Source organism: Ruegeria sp. F11 (assembly GCF_056533855.1).
The window spans coordinates 193,678-206,896 of sequence record NZ_JBQFOW010000005.1 but is presented as its reverse complement, the minus strand read 5'-3'; the positions used below and the strand labels follow the sequence as shown (position 1 = coordinate 206,896).

The 13,219-nt window shown below is 60.3% G+C and carries 21 protein-coding genes; 14 read left to right on the top strand and 7 right to left on the bottom strand.

Annotated elements, in window-relative coordinates:
• Positions 1 to 61 precede the first annotated feature (61 nt).
• The 4 genes from ACR0NJ_RS08615 (at position 62) to aspS (ending at position 4,313) form a co-directional block, all read left to right on the top strand.
• Positions 62 to 1,189 (top strand): aminodeoxychorismate synthase component I, encoded by a 1,128-nt coding sequence (locus ACR0NJ_RS08615; RefSeq protein ID WP_480816721.1) that lies wholly within the window; start codon positions 62 to 64, stop codon positions 1,187 to 1,189.
• Complete coding sequence (locus tag ACR0NJ_RS08610) at positions 1,144 to 1,791, top strand: aminotransferase class IV family protein (protein ID WP_480816720.1); 648 nt, start codon at positions 1,144 to 1,146, stop codon at positions 1,789 to 1,791. The genes ACR0NJ_RS08615 and ACR0NJ_RS08610 overlap by 46 nt, the downstream gene beginning before the upstream one ends.
• A gap of 14 nt (positions 1,792 to 1,805) precedes the next feature.
• The gene (locus ACR0NJ_RS08605; protein ID WP_480816719.1) at positions 1,806 to 2,459 is read left to right on the top strand and encodes a CPBP family intramembrane glutamic endopeptidase; all 654 of its coding nucleotides are present in this window, start codon (positions 1,806 to 1,808) and stop codon (positions 2,457 to 2,459) included.
• Positions 2,460 to 2,537: 78 nt separating this feature from the next.
• Positions 2,538 to 4,313: an aspartate--tRNA ligase gene (aspS, locus tag ACR0NJ_RS08600; protein ID WP_480816718.1), complete on the top strand. Its 1,776-nt coding sequence runs from the start codon at positions 2,538 to 2,540 to the stop codon at positions 4,311 to 4,313.
• A 262-nt stretch (positions 4,314 to 4,575) separates the two neighbouring features.
• On the opposite strand, the gene ACR0NJ_RS08595 is transcribed toward aspS, so the two are convergent.
• Complete coding sequence (locus tag ACR0NJ_RS08595; RefSeq protein ID WP_480816717.1) at positions 4,576 to 5,295, bottom strand: response regulator; 720 nt, start codon at positions 5,293 to 5,295, stop codon at positions 4,576 to 4,578.
• A 135-nt stretch (positions 5,296 to 5,430) separates the two neighbouring features.
• On the opposite strand from ACR0NJ_RS08595, the gene mce reads away from it, so the two are divergent.
• Together mce and ACR0NJ_RS08585 are read left to right on the top strand one after the other, a co-directional pair.
• Positions 5,431 to 5,835: a methylmalonyl-CoA epimerase gene (gene mce, locus ACR0NJ_RS08590; protein WP_480816716.1), complete on the top strand. Its 405-nt coding sequence runs from the start codon at positions 5,431 to 5,433 to the stop codon at positions 5,833 to 5,835.
• A gap of 24 nt (positions 5,836 to 5,859) precedes the next feature.
• Positions 5,860 to 6,132, top strand: a complete 273-nt coding sequence (locus tag ACR0NJ_RS08585) for a DUF1467 family protein (protein WP_480816715.1) — start codon at positions 5,860 to 5,862, stop codon at positions 6,130 to 6,132.
• A 6-nt stretch (positions 6,133 to 6,138) separates the two neighbouring features.
• On the opposite strand, the gene ACR0NJ_RS08580 is transcribed toward ACR0NJ_RS08585, so the two are convergent.
• A complete protein-coding gene (locus ACR0NJ_RS08580) occupies positions 6,139 to 6,837 on the bottom strand; it encodes an EI24 domain-containing protein (RefSeq protein WP_480816714.1) in 699 nt (232 codons plus the stop codon).
• Entirely contained in the window at positions 6,834 to 7,412 is a 579-nt protein-coding gene (locus ACR0NJ_RS08575; protein WP_480816713.1) for a nitroreductase family protein, read from the bottom strand. Before ACR0NJ_RS08575 ends, ACR0NJ_RS08580 begins: the two co-directional genes overlap by 4 nt.
• A gap of 136 nt (positions 7,413 to 7,548) precedes the next feature.
• On the opposite strand from ACR0NJ_RS08575, the gene ACR0NJ_RS08570 reads away from it, so the two are divergent.
• On the top strand, positions 7,549 to 7,824 hold the full coding sequence (locus tag ACR0NJ_RS08570) for a DUF167 domain-containing protein (RefSeq protein WP_480816712.1): 276 nt from the start codon (positions 7,549 to 7,551) through the stop codon (positions 7,822 to 7,824).
• On the opposite strand, the gene ACR0NJ_RS08565 is transcribed toward ACR0NJ_RS08570, so the two are convergent.
• The gene (locus ACR0NJ_RS08565; protein WP_480612476.1) at positions 7,821 to 8,060 is read right to left on the bottom strand and encodes a hypothetical protein; all 240 of its coding nucleotides are present in this window, start codon (positions 8,058 to 8,060) and stop codon (positions 7,821 to 7,823) included. The genes ACR0NJ_RS08570 and ACR0NJ_RS08565 overlap by 4 nt on opposite strands.
• 120 nt (positions 8,061 to 8,180) lie before the next feature.
• Here ACR0NJ_RS08565 and ACR0NJ_RS08560 point away from each other — a divergent pair, with 120 nt between their 5' ends.
• The 5 genes from ACR0NJ_RS08560 (at position 8,181) to ACR0NJ_RS08540 (ending at position 10,114) form a co-directional block, all read left to right on the top strand.
• Entirely contained in the window at positions 8,181 to 8,888 is a 708-nt protein-coding gene (locus tag ACR0NJ_RS08560; RefSeq protein ID WP_480816711.1) for a M48 family metallopeptidase, read from the top strand.
• Positions 8,885 to 9,253 (top strand): YigZ family protein, encoded by a 369-nt coding sequence (locus ACR0NJ_RS08555; protein WP_480816710.1) that lies wholly within the window; start codon positions 8,885 to 8,887, stop codon positions 9,251 to 9,253. The genes ACR0NJ_RS08560 and ACR0NJ_RS08555 overlap by 4 nt, the downstream gene beginning before the upstream one ends.
• 69 nt (positions 9,254 to 9,322) lie before the next feature.
• Positions 9,323 to 9,574, top strand: a complete 252-nt coding sequence (locus ACR0NJ_RS08550) for a DUF6455 family protein (protein WP_480816709.1) — start codon at positions 9,323 to 9,325, stop codon at positions 9,572 to 9,574.
• Positions 9,575 to 9,587: 13 nt separating this feature from the next.
• Positions 9,588 to 9,845 (top strand): DUF6455 family protein, encoded by a 258-nt coding sequence (locus ACR0NJ_RS08545; RefSeq protein WP_480816708.1) that lies wholly within the window; start codon positions 9,588 to 9,590, stop codon positions 9,843 to 9,845.
• Between the two features lie 11 nt (positions 9,846 to 9,856).
• Complete coding sequence (locus ACR0NJ_RS08540; RefSeq protein ID WP_480816707.1) at positions 9,857 to 10,114, top strand: DUF6455 family protein; 258 nt, start codon at positions 9,857 to 9,859, stop codon at positions 10,112 to 10,114.
• A gap of 3 nt (positions 10,115 to 10,117) precedes the next feature.
• Here ACR0NJ_RS08540 and ACR0NJ_RS08535 read toward each other — a convergent pair whose 3' ends face one another.
• A complete protein-coding gene (locus ACR0NJ_RS08535) occupies positions 10,118 to 10,360 on the bottom strand; it encodes a CDGSH iron-sulfur domain-containing protein (RefSeq protein ID WP_480816706.1) in 243 nt (80 codons plus the stop codon).
• A 229-nt stretch (positions 10,361 to 10,589) separates the two neighbouring features.
• Here ACR0NJ_RS08535 and ACR0NJ_RS08530 point away from each other — a divergent pair, with 229 nt between their 5' ends.
• Together ACR0NJ_RS08530 and ACR0NJ_RS08525 are read left to right on the top strand one after the other, a co-directional pair.
• On the top strand, positions 10,590 to 10,778 hold the full coding sequence (locus tag ACR0NJ_RS08530; RefSeq protein WP_480816705.1) for a hypothetical protein: 189 nt from the start codon (positions 10,590 to 10,592) through the stop codon (positions 10,776 to 10,778).
• Positions 10,779 to 10,918: 140 nt separating this feature from the next.
• Positions 10,919 to 11,275 carry a diacylglycerol kinase gene (locus ACR0NJ_RS08525; protein WP_480816704.1) on the top strand — a complete coding sequence of 119 codons (357 nt, stop codon included), beginning with the start codon at positions 10,919 to 10,921 and terminating at the stop codon, positions 11,273 to 11,275.
• A gap of 14 nt (positions 11,276 to 11,289) precedes the next feature.
• Here the strand turns inward: ACR0NJ_RS08525 and ACR0NJ_RS08520 are convergent, their stop codons facing one another.
• Positions 11,290 to 11,649: a hypothetical protein gene (locus tag ACR0NJ_RS08520; protein WP_480816703.1), complete on the bottom strand. Its 360-nt coding sequence runs from the start codon at positions 11,647 to 11,649 to the stop codon at positions 11,290 to 11,292.
• Positions 11,650 to 11,739: 90 nt separating this feature from the next.
• Positions 11,740 to 13,128, bottom strand: coding sequence for a 30S ribosomal protein S12 methylthiotransferase RimO (gene rimO / locus ACR0NJ_RS08515; protein WP_480816702.1), 1,389 nt, complete (start codon positions 13,126 to 13,128; stop codon positions 11,740 to 11,742).
• Between the last annotated feature and the right edge of the window lie 91 nt (positions 13,129 to 13,219).

The following is a 13,219-nucleotide window of genomic DNA, read 5'->3' as shown; positions in this document are numbered from 1 at the left end:
CCGCTTTCCCCCCTTTCCCTTGGCGGCGTATTCTCTATACCGCGCAGCACGGCAAATGAGGATGCACTTGCGTATTCGTTTTGATCAGGGGCCTGCCGGTCCGGGAACCTTTTTTGACCGGCCATCCCACATAATCCGCGCGGATCAGCCGGAGGACGTGCCCCAGGCCTTGGCGGCGCTGGATGCTGCACGCGCCGATGGGGCATGGATCGCCGGGTATGCCAGTTATGAGCTCGGCTATGCGCTGGAGCCGCGCCTGAACGCTCGCATGCCGCTGGATCGCCGTCTACCGTTGCTGGTTTTTGGGGCGTATGACGCACCAGTGCAATCCGACCTACCCAAAACGGGTGGCGGGATTTCCAGCTTCAAGCCACGCTGGGACGAGGCGCGCTATAAGCATGCTTTCCAGACCGTACATGACGCCATCGGCGCGGGCGATATCTATCAGGCCAACCTGACCTTTCCGATTGATCTGACGGTCGATGGCAACAGCGGCACGCTCTATTCCGCGCTGGCGGCGGGTCAGCCTGTCGGCCACGGTGCGCTGGTCGAACAGGACGGGTTGCCGGACCTGCTGAGCCGTTCACCCGAATTGTTCTTCCGTACCGATGAAACCGGACGCATAGAAACCCGCCCGATGAAGGGCACTCAGCCCCGAAGCGAGGATATGGCCGAGGACGCCCGGAACCGCAATTTCCTGTCGACTGATCCAAAGAACCGGGCTGAAAACCTGATGATCGTCGACCTGCTGCGCAATGATATCAGCCGCGTGGCATTGCCGGGCTCGGTCCATGTGCCGGAACTGTTCAAGGTCGAGACCTACGCGACAGTGCATCAGATGGTCTCGCTGGTGCGGGCGCAGTTGCAGGTGGGGGCCGAATTGTCGGAAATCCTGACGGCCCTGTTCCCCTGCGGGTCAATCACCGGTGCGCCCAAAATCCGCGCGATGGAGATTCTGGCCGATCTGGAGCCTTGGGCACGCGATATCTACTGCGGCACCATCGGTTGGGCCGCCCCCGACGGTCGGTCCGAGTTCAACGTGGCCATCCGCACGCTAATGGTCGAGGATGGGCGAGCCACGTTGAACGTGGGCGGTGGTGTGGTCTGGGACAGCACAGCCGCCTCGGAATATGAGGAAGCCTTATGGAAAGCCCGCTTCGCCCACCAGTTGAGCCTGATTTCCGCCTGATCGAAACACTGGCCTATAGGCCAGATCAGGGGTTTGTGCGCAAGGCCCGGCATCTGGATCGTATGGCCCGGACGGCGGATACTTTGGAATTACGCTTTTCGCGGGCGCAGGCCGAGGCTGCTCTGTCCCCGGTGTCTGGTCGCGATGACTTGCGCTGCCGATTGACGATGGACGCCTCTGGCGCATTTGACCTGACCACCGCGCCTTTGGCTGGGAACCCGTCCAAATGGCGGCTGGCGATTGCCGGGCAAAGGCTGATTTCCTCGGACATCTGGTTGCGCCACAAGACCACCCGACGCGCGGTCTATGACGATGCCCGCGCCGCGCTGCCGCCCGACGTTGATGAGCTTTTGTTCCTGAACGAGCGCGATGAACTTTGTGAGGGCACGATCACCAACCTGTTCCTTAGCATGCCCGATGGGCGCTGCCTGACCCCAGCGCTGTCCTGCGGTCTGCTGCCGGGTATTCTGCGCGAAGAAATGCTGGAAAAAGACAACGTAACCGAAGCCAGATTGACCTTGACCGATCTGCAAAACGCACGAACTGTTCACATGGGAAATTCATTGCGCGGGCTGATCCCGGTGGAGTTGGTGAACCAGTGAGCAAAGACAGCACAATGGTTGGACCGCCGGTCGCGATGCTCCGGCTGCGGGTGGAGTTCGGCCTGTTTTACATCGCCGCCCCGCTGGTGATTGCAGTGTTCTTCCCACCCGACTGGATGTTCCCGGCGCTGTTTGCCTTTACCGGGCTGGGGATTGTGCTGCTGAACTGGACACTGGGATTTCGCTGGGCCGAATTGCGATATGAATGGGCGAACTGGTCCTGGCGCGAGTTGCTTGTCTTCACGCTTGTCATGACGGCATTTTGCGCGATCCTGATTCAGATCACCCGGCCCGAGGCCGCCTTTTTCCTGCTGCGACACCGGCCCGAGATGCTGGCCATGATCTGGATCGGCTACCCACTGGCCTCGGCCCTGCCGCAAGAGCTGCTGTTCCGGTCCCTGTTCTTCCGCCGCTATCACGCAATCCTGCCTGATGGCCGCCGGGCCTACCTGCTGAACGCGTTCCTGTTTTCCTTCGCCCATCTGATGTACTGGAGCTGGATCGTCGCCGCGATGACCTTTGCCGGAGGGCTGCTGTTTACATGGGCTTACCGTCAGCGCGGCTCGTTTGTATTCGCAGTGCTGCTGCACGCGATCGCGGGCAATATCATCTTTGCCGTCGGTTTGGGCGTCTATTTCTACTCGGGCAACGTGCAAAGGCCGTTTTGACGGCGCGACCCGCCTTGACTTTCCAGACCTGACAGGGTGTATCGGCGCGACGAATTCTGCGCCCGAAGGGATATCTCCATGCACGCCTATCGCAGCCACTCCTGCGCCGCTCTGACCGCCGCCAATGTCGGTGAAACCGTCCGCCTGTCGGGATGGGTGCATCGGGTCCGAGATCACGGTGGCGTGCTGTTCATCGACCTGCGCGATCACTTCGGTGTCACGCAGGTTCTGTGCGATGGCGACAGCGCCGCCTTTGCCGAGCTTGAGAAAGTTCGCTCCGAGTGGTGTATCCGCATCGATGGATCGGTCAAGGCGCGCGACCCGGAATTGGTGAACCCGAAACTGCCTACCGGTGAGGTCGAGGTTTATGTGCGCGAGTTGGAAGTGCTGGGCGCTGCCGACGAACTGCCGCTTATGGTCTTCGGCGATCAGGAATACCCCGAGGAAACCCGCCTGCGCTATCGTTACCTCGACCTGCGCCGCGAGGCGATGCAGCGCAACATGACCCTGCGCTCGGACGTTGTGGCCTCGATGCGTAAACGCATGTGGGATCAGGGGTTCCGCGAGTATCAGACGCCGATCATCACCGCTTCGTCCCCCGAAGGCGCACGCGACTTTCTGGTGCCGTCGCGCCTGCATCCGGGCAAGTTCTATGCGCTGCCGCAGGCCCCGCAGCAGTTCAAGCAGTTGATCATGATGTCGGGCTTCGACAAGTATTTCCAGATCGCGCCCTGTTTCCGCGATGAAGACCCGCGCGCCGACCGCTCGCCCACCGATTTCTATCAGCTTGACCTTGAGATGTCGTTTGTCGAGCAGCAGGACGTGTTCGACACGATCCAGCCCGTTCTGACCGGCGTGTTCGAAGAGTTCGGCGGCGGCCGCAAGGTCGATCAGGAATGGCCGCAGATTTCCTACAAGGACTCGGCCCTGTGGTACGGCACCGACAAGCCCGACCTACGGAACCCTATTAAAATGCAAGTGGTCTCCGACCACTTCCGCGATTCTGGCTTTGCGACTTTCGCAAAGCTGCTGGAGCAGGACGGCACCGAAATTCGCGCCATCCCCGCGCCAGGTGGTGGCAGCCGCAAATTCTGCGACCGCATGAACGCCTTTGCCCAAAAAGAGGGTCTGCCCGGGATGGGCTATATCTTCTGGCGCGATCAGGGCGAAGGTCGAGAGGCCGCAGGGCCTTTGGCCAAGAATATCGGGCCTGAGCGCACCGAGGCGATCCGCCAGCAACTGGGGCTGGATGTGGGTGATGCGGCGTTCTTCCTGGGCGGCAAACCCAAGGCTTTTGAAAAGGTTGCCGGAAAGGCGCGGGACGTGATCGGTGAAGAGCTGGGTCTGACTGAAAAAGACCGCTTTGCCTTTGCCTGGATCGTGGATTTCCCGATTTACGAGCAGGACGAGGAAACCGGCGCGATTGACTTTGAACACAACCCGTTCTCGATGCCGCAGGGCGGTATGGAGGCGCTGCAAGGCGATCCTCTGGACGTGCGCGGGTATCAGTACGATCTGGCCTGTAACGGGTATGAGCTGGTTTCGGGCGCGATCCGGAACCACAAGCCCGAGATCATGCTGAAAGCCTTTGAACTGGCGGGCTACGGCAAGGATGAGGTCAAATCCCGCTTTGGTGCGCTATTCAACGCCTTCCATTATGGCGCGCCGCCGCACGGGGGCTGCGCGGCTGGCATCGACCGGATCGTGATGCTGTTGGCGGATGAGGCAAATATCCGCGAGGTCATGATGTTCCCGATGAACCAGCGCGCCGAGGATCTGATGATGGACGCGCCGTCCGATCCGACCTCGGACCAGTTGATGGAACTGGGGCTTCGGATCATCCCTCAGGACTAAGAGAACTGCCCGCCGCGTGCGGGCGGTTTGCTTTCTGGGGGTCAAAAAAACGCTGTTTCAGTCGAGTGCGCGTGAGACCGCGTTGGGCGGCAACATGCCGCGGGCCCCGTACCCGTGGAAATTCTAAGGTGGAGAAACGCACTAACCCAGCTGTTTCCCCAACCCATTCCGGTTCTCCCGAATGGTACGGGCGGCTTTGCGTGTTTGACGGTAAAGCCACAGACACAGAAGCGATGCGGCCACGAGGTAGGCGGTGTCCATCTCAGATTGCCTCTCGCCGTTCCAACCTGCTTTGCACGAGCCCGGCCAGGTGCGCGGCCTCGGCGGTGATCGGCGTGCCCTGCGCCCGCGACACTGCAAGCTTTCGGGCGGCTTCAGCCAGAACCGTATCATCAGCCTCACGCGCGACGCCGCGTAGGAACTGTGTAGCGTAATCCAGGGTGCGTGGATCATTCGGGCCAGCCAGAATATCAGCGATATGGGCCATATCATCCTGGTACGCCATCGGGTCCGGGCGGATCACCTCATCCCGGACGGCGTGAAGATCCCCGGGGCGGCGATCCTCGGGCAGAAGCTCCAGGATGGATTTCTGAAAATACGCCATTGATTTTAGTGGTTTGGGCAGAAACCCATCGGCCCCTGCCCGCCGCGCATCCGCCTTGGCGCAATCATCGCCGGACATGCCCAGAATGACGCCGATCCGGGGCGAGGCTTGGTTCAGTTCCTCTATCAGGTCCGCGCCCGAGCCATCCGGCAGGCCCATGTCGACCAGAATGACCGACGGGCGATAAATCTGCAAATGGCGCCGGGCCGATTTCAGGCAGTCGGCACGCCGAATTCTGGCGCCGCTGTGCAGACACATAAGGCGTATCACGTCGCAGGCATACCGGCTGTCTTCGACAACCAGAATGGTTTGGCCCAACAGGGGCCGAGTTGCGGTGGGCGTGGCGATAGTGGTGGCAAAAGGGCCCGAATCGTCCATGGCAGATCTCCTATCCAGCAGATGCCTTACGCTAGGAACTTCTGGCTAACACAGGGTTAACGGGCGATTTGGCGCACTTGTCCTTTGCCGGGTCTGCCCCCATAACCCATGCAACAAAGGACAGAGGAGAACATCATGATCGGTCGTCTTAACCACGTTGCCATCGCCGTGCCGGACCTTGAGGCCGCGTCCGAGCAGTACCGCAGCGCGCTGGGTGCCAACGTGGGCGCGCCGCAGGATGAACCCGATCATGGCGTGACCGTTGTGTTCATCGAACTGCCCAACACCAAGATCGAACTGCTTTACCCTCTTGGCGATGACAGCCCGATCAATGGATTCCTCGAGAAAAACCCCGCCGGTGGCATCCACCATGTGTGTTACGAGGTCGAGGATATCATTGCCGCCCGCGACCATCTGAAGGAAACCGGCGCGCGCGTGCTGGGCTCGGGCGAGCCCAAGATCGGCGCGCATGGCAAGCCCGTGTTGTTCCTGCATCCCAAGGACTTCAACGGCTGTCTGGTGGAACTGGAACAGGTTTAAACCCCTAACCCCGGAGGGTCCGACATGACGATCACAGCCGCCTTGGTTCTGTTCGCGGTCATCTGGTTCATGACCTTGCTTGTGGTGCTACCCATCCGCATCAAAACCCAAGGCGATCTGGGTGAGATCGTGCCGGGTACCCATGCGGGCGCGCCGGAGGTTCACCACATGAAGAAGAAGCTGTGGATCACCACCGGCATTTCTGTGGTGCTCTGGGCGGTGATTGCGGGGATTATCGTGTCGGGCGTGATCTCGGTGCGCGATTTCGACTGGCTGAATCAGTTGGAACCGCGCTAGGCGCTGTCAGGCCCTGCTGGCTGACAAGCTGTGGTAGATATGGGTGAATGTGGCGGCTCCGATGATCGGGATCACCAGATTTACCAAGGGAACCGACAGCGGGATGGCCATCAGCGTTCCCGCAATCCAGATGGTTGTCGAATGCTTTGCCCGTAACTTCCGCGCCCCGTCGCGGCCCAAACGGCGCATGGCGGCCAGCGTGAAGTATTCTCGGCCCAGCAGGAACCCGTTCATGGCCCAGAAGATGAACGGCGCAAGCGGGGTGAAGATCGCATAGAGGATCAGCGCCAGCAGGTTTGCAACGATCAGAACGCCCAGAAAGCTCAGACCGTCCCGCACCGCCTCGGAGACTGGAATGCGGCGGGCCGGGGGCAGGGTTTTGTAGTGCTTGTCCTCGACCGCCTGCGCGACCTCGTCCAGAAAGATCGAGGTTATGGCCGAGGCGACAGGCACCATCAAGAACACCGGCAACACAAGCACCAGAAAGATGCTGGAATAGTTCAGCACGTCGTTCAGCCACGGGACAACGCCCACGAAGGGCAGCGAGATCTCATTGCCTGACAGCGTGTTGATGACCCAGATCGCCCCCGCGCAGACGGTCACCAGCAGCAGCATTGTCAGGCTGACACCGCGCAGCAGAACGGCGCGGAACTTGGGATCGCCGATCTGCTCCAGCGCGGCGAAGAAGGCACTCAGGATGATCATTCAGACACCCATGTCGTCAACGCCGCGACGTCCGGGCGGGGGCGTTCTGGCGGGGTCCTGCTTTCGGTCGCGATGTGGATCAGGCCCGCGACGCGTTCATTTTCGGCCAGACCAAGTGCCGTCCTGCAGAACTCGCGGTCATGCGCTTGCCAACCCGACAGCCAGTTGGCCCCCCAACCAGCAGCCAGCGCAGCGTTCAGCAAGGCCAGACAGACCGCCCCTGCGGAATAGGTTTGTTCGATGGCCGGAACTTTGTCGCTGGGCTTTTGCACCTCGATCACCGCCACTGCCAGTTGCCCCATATCGAACTGACTGCGCGTTTTCGCGATATCCTCAGCGCTTTTGCCCAACGCGATGCCGCAGTCTTCGGTCAGTCGCGCCAGACGCGGCATGGACTCTTTTTCCAGCACAATAAAGCGCCAGGGTTCCAGCTTACCGTGGTCGGGGCTGCGCGCGGCAGCGGTGAGCAGGGGCAGCAGTTCCTCGCGAGTGGGTGCCGGAGCGATCAGCGTTTTGGCCGGGCGGGACCGGCGCGACTGCAGAAATTCCAGAGCGGCCGGGTTTTTCAGGGACATATGTTAACTTCCTTTACATGAGCAGTCTGTAAGTTGGTCAGCATGGCCCCCGATTCAAGGGCAAACTGGCAATTTGCCCAGATCATTTTCATTCCGGGACCGGTCATGCAAGGGTGTTGAAAGAAGCGGGGGCAATATGGCCAGGTCACGACTGCGAAACTTGCCGGACTTGAGCAGCCTGGCCCGACGGGGCGCTGAGATTCCGGTCAGAGTGACGCCGAAAGCGGCACAGGATCGGGTGATGCTAGAAGGTGAGCAACTACATATCCGGGTCACGGCACCGCCCGAAAACGGCAAGGCCAATCAGGCTGTCCGCTCCATCCTGGCGCAATGCTTGGGTGTCGCCCCATCAACGCTGATTCTGAAACGGGGGCAGACCAGCCGCGACAAGTTGTTTGTCTATGACCCTTAGTCCTGCGTTTCCCGCAACTGATACACGCCCTCGGGCAGGTCCAACGCCGCGGCCAGATCGCGCACCTGTTCGGGCGAGAGGGTGATTTTCTGTACCTGATCCGTTCGCGGGTCCAGTTGTTCCAGCGTGACGCATTCGGCGAAGTTGTTGATGACGACATCCTCTTGCAAAGGCTTCTCGCCTTCGTCAATCAGAGTAATGACGGTCGAGTCGAATTCATGCTCAATCGAAAACATACGGGCAGAGTGCCGGTGGACGCCGCGCAATGCAACCCGTTGGCGACCGATCAGGCGTGGCCCCGCATGGATCACCGCGCTATGGTGGCAGGGCGGTACGACTGACCGGAAGGGGTCCTGATGACACGTGCGATCTTCTTGGCAGTCCTGTTGCTGCTGGCAGCTTGCGATTCGGGGGTGCTACGCGTTCTGCCCGCCGAGGATTGGGAAACGCGTTCGGCGGATTCTCAGGTCACGACCGAGACATTTCGCGAGGTCAGCCGCGCCATCGGGGCCGAGGCCCGCACCCAGTGTCTGCGTCAGGCACCGTCCGGAAATTGCGACTTTCGGATTTTGGTGGATCTGAACCCGCGCGCGCCTGCCAACGCCTTTCAGACATTGGACGAAAACGACCAGCCCGCCATCATTTTCACCCGCTCGATGATAAGCTCGGCGCAGAATGCGGATGAGCTGGCGTTTGTCATGGGTCACGAGGCGGCGCATCACATCCTGGATCACATCGAACGGCAATCCCGAAACGCCAGTGAAAGTGCGGCCCGGTTCGGTGAACTGGCCCGATTGCACGGGGCTGATGAAGCCGGGGTGGAAGAGGCGCAGAAGCTCGGGGCGCAGGTCGGCGCGCAGATATATTCTCAGGACTTTGAGCTTGAGGCGGATCAGTTGGGCACAATCATCACTTATAAGGCCGGTTACAACCCGCTGGTCGGGGCAAAGTTCTTTGACCGAATTCCCGATCCCGGTGACCGGTTCCTTAGCTCGCACCCGCCCAACGCAGACCGTGTTCAAATCGTTCTGGAAACAGCCGCGCAACTGGGGCTGACGCAATGACCACCCTGACGCGATTGGGGGTGATTCTGACCGATCGCGGGTCGAAATATGCGGTTTCGGGCGCGCATGTCACGAGTCGGGCCGAGATCGACGCGGTGCTAGGCGATCTGAAATCGGACAAAAGCTATGCAAAGGCCACGCATAACACCTGGGCCGCGACCTTGCCGACCGGGGCGTTGAAAGCGGATGACGGGGAAAGCGGTGCCGGCATGGTGATCCTGCGGATGATGGAGCGGGAAGGTCTGGACAATCACGTGATCATTGTCACGCGCTGGTACGGTGGCAAAAAGCTGGGCGGCGACCGGTTCAGGCGCGTGCAGGACGCAACCCGCGCCTATCTGGACCGGGTCGGTAAGGCCAATTGACCTGAGTCAAAGGATCAGCCGAACAAAACCTGTACCCTGATCGCGACGCGAGACGTGAGAGGATTCCGCATGGCCAGTCAGAATGTTCTGCGACTACACGCCGGTTTGGTCGATGATATGGCCGGAATGCTGGACGTTGATCTGGAACAGGCCGCGGTTGGCGGTCAGGTGAGCATTGATCAGATTTCGGATGCGGTTTTGCGGTGCACTGACTGCCCGAACCCTGGCCATTGCCAGCAGCTTCTGGCGCAGGAACCCACCCTTGGACAAGCGCCAGAATACTGCCGAAACCGCGAGCTACTGCATAAGCTGATGCCATAGGGGACCCGCCATCATGCCGCATCTGGGAGAAGTCATGGCACATATCCGCCTTGTTTTGCGGATGGGTCAGGTGACCGGGACAGACATCGTCGCGGCGCACCGCAAGGGTCACCTGAGCCAGCAGGATTGGGCCGGAATGATCCGGTCCTGCCAGGGATGCGCATGGGCCAGCCAATGCCCCGAATGGCTGGATGAACACGAAACCGCTTTTGACGCGCCCGAACACTGCCCCAACCGGACCAGGTTCGCAGCGCTAAAAGCCTCAGGATAATGAGATCGATGATGCCAAAGGATACCCTTGGAGACGTCGAAAAACACTTTTGGCTGACCCGGTCTGTCGCCCGTTGCATCGGCGTGTCCCTGACTGAGGCGATGGCCGAAAAGCGGCTTTCGCCAGAATGCTATGCCGGGATGGTGACGAAGTGCCGGGCGTCGCAATGTAGCGCACACTGCGAAATCTGGCTGTCCGAGCAACAGAATGTAGCCGCGTCCGCGCCCGAGTTCTGTGCCAACGCCGACCAGCTGAACGCGTTGAAATAACCCCTACAGCTTGGAATGCGACCCGTCGCAAAGCGGCGATTTCGACGAGTGTTTGCAGCCGCAAAAGAAGACTTTTTTGCTGGCGTCGGCGGTAAACTTCACCGGCTCTATCCCGGTTCCCTTGTGCGATCCGTCGCAAAATGGCTGGTTGCTGGACTTGCCACAGGCACACCAGAAATAGGTCTTCCCCTCGGTCACCTCGACCGGAAAAGGAGAGGTTTGGGCAATAATCGGTGTGTCGGACATGTGGCGTCTCCGTCTTTGGCTGATGTCTTTCATCCAGTGTAGAGCGCCGCGCCGAAAAGGGTAGCACGCGCGATGCAACCCAGCCTGATAACCGGGGATTCGAGCGTGGTTCCGCCTCAGATCACGGTTTCGTGATCGACTCTGTTGCCAGAAAGACCAGCAAGTCTTATCCTGAGACTGGCCCCGAAAAACTGGTCAATATCAGAAAATTAATAGAGGATTGACGGACATGAAACTGAAATTCGCTGCCCTTGGCGCATTCGCTCTGATCCTGACGGCCTGCGCGCAGCAGGAAGAGCCGACCCCCGTATTCGTTCAGCCCAGCTATGACAAGGCCGGCAACGCAAGCTGCCCGGGCGGGTATGAACTGGCCACGACCGAGGCGGGCCAGACCGTCTGTAACCCGGTTACTCAGTAAGCCCTTTCGCAGGCGGCCCGACTGTGGGCCGCCTGCCTGCTTTGGTAAGTAATGCCGCCCGCGGGGCGGTTTTTTCTTGCCTGATCAGCGTGCGGGCATGATCCTTCAATCCCAATGACACGCACCAAGACCCAAGGCCGATGCAGTACTTTTTCACCCGACTAAAGGACCGTACCCGCTGGAGCTGGCAGGGCCTGCGCGCCACATGGCGGGATGAGTATTCCTTTCGCTCGTGGGGTTGGGCCAACCTAGTGTCTGTGGCGCTGGTTCTGTGGCTGCCCGTCGGGTCAGCCGAGCGCGCGCTGATCATCGTGCTGGGGCTTCTGGTGCTGGTGGCCGAGCTGTTCAACACCGCGATTGAGCGCGCGGTGGATTTCACCTCGACCGACCAGCACCCTCTGGCCGGTCAGGCCAAAGACGCCGCAAGCGCAGCGGTCGCCCTGACGGCCATTGCGGCCGGTGCAGCCTGGGTGGTGGCCCTGCTCGATTTGTTCTGACGGTGCCTGCCGGGTCAGTATTTTCTGAAACGGTACTTCTTCTTGATCCCAAGCGACCTGCGCCCGTAACGCTTGTTTGACTTGTGCGGATAGCGCCCGAACTTGTGCCGTTTCAACCCGGAACGATGGTGTTTCTTAACCGTCTTCCGGTGGTGAACCCCGTGCTTTTTAACGGAATGTTTGGTCTTGGGCGCAAAATAGTGGCGCTTTATCGGGTGCTGACTGTGCAGCTTGATGCCCACGTCTTTGCCGCCCACGATGATAATGGCCGCGCTTTTCTTTTCGATATGATGCGCAACGGCGGCTGAGCCGGTAAGAGACGCAGCCAGCACAGACAGCGCGCATATTGAAGCGATCGGAAATCTGCTGAACATGACACCCTCCGTTTGGTTTCATGTTCAATATCGGTGCGGGGTGCGGCGCTTACCAATAAACTCGGGTCACGCTTTTCTCAGACCGCTTGTTCAGACCAGTTTGCCCCACAGGTCGTATTCCCCGGCCTCGTCGACCTCGACCGAGACGATGTCGCCGGGTTTGAGATGCGCGAAACCCTTGTCGATGAACATGTTTCCGTCGATCTCGGGCGCGTCTGCCTTGGTACGGCAGGTTGCGGCCTCGTCATCGACCTCATCCACGATAACCTGGATGGTCTGACCGACCTTTGCCTGCAGTTTGGCCTCTGAGATCGCTTGCGCCTTTGCCATGAACCGGTCCCAGCGGTCCTGCTTGACCTCGGCGGGTACGTGATCCGGCAGGTCGTTCGACCGCGCCCCATCGACGTTTTCGTATTGAAAGCAGCCGACGCGATCCAGTTGTGCTTCGTCCATCCAGTCCAGCAAGGTCTGGAACTCGGCCTCGGTCTCGCCGGGATAACCCACGATAAAGGTCGAGCGCAGGGTGATATCGGGGCACACTTCGCGCCACGCGTGGATCTCATCCAGCGTTTTGGCCGCCGCCGCGGGGCGCGCCATGCGTTTCAGAACGTCCGGGTGGGCGTGTTGGAAGGGGATATCCAGATAGGGCAGCACATTGCAGCCCGTATCCGCCATCAGCGGGATCAACTCGCGCACATGAGGGTAGGGGTAGACGTAGTGCAGCCGCACCCAGGCATCCAACCGCCCCAATTCACGCGCCAGATCGGTGATGTGGCTGCGCACCTCGCGGTCCTTCCATGGGTTCACGTCATACTTGCGATCCAACCCATAGGCCGAGGTATCCTGCGAGATCACCAGCAATTCGCGTACGCCGTTATCGACCAGCTTCTCTGCCTCGCGCAGAACCGCATGGGCCGGGCGGCTGGCCAGTTTGCCGCGCATGTCAGGGATGATGCAGAACCGACATTTGTGGTTACAGCCCTCGGAAATTTTCAGATAGCTGTAATGGCGCGGGGTCAGTTTCACGCCGCTGGCGGGCAGCAGGTCGACAAACGGGTCCGGGTCGGGTGGAACGGCCACATGAACCGCATCCAGAACCTGCTCGTATTGATGCGGGCCGGTGACGGCCATGATGCGCGGGTGGTGTTCACGGATATAGTCCGGTTCCGCCCCCAGGCAGCCAGTAACGATGACCTTGCCGTTTTCGACCAAAGCCTCGCCAATTGCATCCAGCGACTCGGCTTTGGCACTGTCAAGGAACCCACAGGTATTCACGATCACGGCATCCGCCCCCGCATAATCGGGCGAAATGCCGTATCCTTCGGCACGCAGGCGGGTCAGAATACGCTCACTATCGACCAGCGCCTTGGGACAGCCCAACGAGACCATGCCGATGGTTGGCTGGTTCGGGCGGGGCGCGTCGGAAATCCGGGCGGCGGGTGCCAGGTCGGGGCGGAGGTTCGGCGGGTTCGTGGTCATGGCGCGGCATATAGTGGGGAAAGCTTCCCCTTGCAAATGTCGCGCGCGGTTTGAATGATTAATTCAAACAAGCCAAAAGGCGGAGAGCAGA

Bases quoted from the DNA above. Each gene is read 5' to 3' on its own strand.
- ACR0NJ_RS08595 (WP_480816717.1), bottom strand. From the start codon at position 5,295: ATGGACGATTCGGGCCCTTTTGCCACCACTATCGCCACGCCCACCGCA.
- ACR0NJ_RS08615 (WP_480816721.1), top strand. From the start codon at position 62: ATGCACTTGCGTATTCGTTTTGATCAGGGGCCTGCCGGTCCGGGAACC.
- ACR0NJ_RS08585 (WP_480816715.1), top strand. From the start codon at position 5,860: ATGACGATCACAGCCGCCTTGGTTCTGTTCGCGGTCATCTGGTTCATG.
- ACR0NJ_RS08560 (WP_480816711.1), top strand. From the start codon at position 8,181: ATGACACGTGCGATCTTCTTGGCAGTCCTGTTGCTGCTGGCAGCTTGC.
- ACR0NJ_RS08610 (WP_480816720.1), top strand. From the start codon at position 1,144: ATGGAAAGCCCGCTTCGCCCACCAGTTGAGCCTGATTTCCGCCTGATC.
- ACR0NJ_RS08525 (WP_480816704.1), top strand. From the start codon at position 10,919: ATGCAGTACTTTTTCACCCGACTAAAGGACCGTACCCGCTGGAGCTGG.
- ACR0NJ_RS08565 (WP_480612476.1), bottom strand. From the start codon at position 8,060: ATGTTTTCGATTGAGCATGAATTCGACTCGACCGTCATTACTCTGATT.
- mce (WP_480816716.1), top strand. From the start codon at position 5,431: ATGATCGGTCGTCTTAACCACGTTGCCATCGCCGTGCCGGACCTTGAG.
- aspS (WP_480816718.1), top strand. From the start codon at position 2,538: ATGCACGCCTATCGCAGCCACTCCTGCGCCGCTCTGACCGCCGCCAAT.
- ACR0NJ_RS08530 (WP_480816705.1), top strand. From the start codon at position 10,590: ATGAAACTGAAATTCGCTGCCCTTGGCGCATTCGCTCTGATCCTGACG.
- ACR0NJ_RS08540 (WP_480816707.1), top strand. From the start codon at position 9,857: ATGCCAAAGGATACCCTTGGAGACGTCGAAAAACACTTTTGGCTGACC.
- rimO (WP_480816702.1), bottom strand. From the start codon at position 13,128: ATGACCACGAACCCGCCGAACCTCCGCCCCGACCTGGCACCCGCCGCC.
- ACR0NJ_RS08545 (WP_480816708.1), top strand. From the start codon at position 9,588: ATGCCGCATCTGGGAGAAGTCATGGCACATATCCGCCTTGTTTTGCGG.
- ACR0NJ_RS08605 (WP_480816719.1), top strand. From the start codon at position 1,806: ATGGTTGGACCGCCGGTCGCGATGCTCCGGCTGCGGGTGGAGTTCGGC.
- ACR0NJ_RS08555 (WP_480816710.1), top strand. From the start codon at position 8,885: ATGACCACCCTGACGCGATTGGGGGTGATTCTGACCGATCGCGGGTCG.
- ACR0NJ_RS08575 (WP_480816713.1), bottom strand. From the start codon at position 7,412: ATGTCCCTGAAAAACCCGGCCGCTCTGGAATTTCTGCAGTCGCGCCGG.
- ACR0NJ_RS08520 (WP_480816703.1), bottom strand. From the start codon at position 11,649: ATGTTCAGCAGATTTCCGATCGCTTCAATATGCGCGCTGTCTGTGCTG.
- ACR0NJ_RS08535 (WP_480816706.1), bottom strand. From the start codon at position 10,360: ATGTCCGACACACCGATTATTGCCCAAACCTCTCCTTTTCCGGTCGAG.
- ACR0NJ_RS08580 (WP_480816714.1), bottom strand. From the start codon at position 6,837: ATGATCATCCTGAGTGCCTTCTTCGCCGCGCTGGAGCAGATCGGCGAT.
- ACR0NJ_RS08550 (WP_480816709.1), top strand. From the start codon at position 9,323: ATGGCCAGTCAGAATGTTCTGCGACTACACGCCGGTTTGGTCGATGAT.
- ACR0NJ_RS08570 (WP_480816712.1), top strand. From the start codon at position 7,549: ATGGCCAGGTCACGACTGCGAAACTTGCCGGACTTGAGCAGCCTGGCC.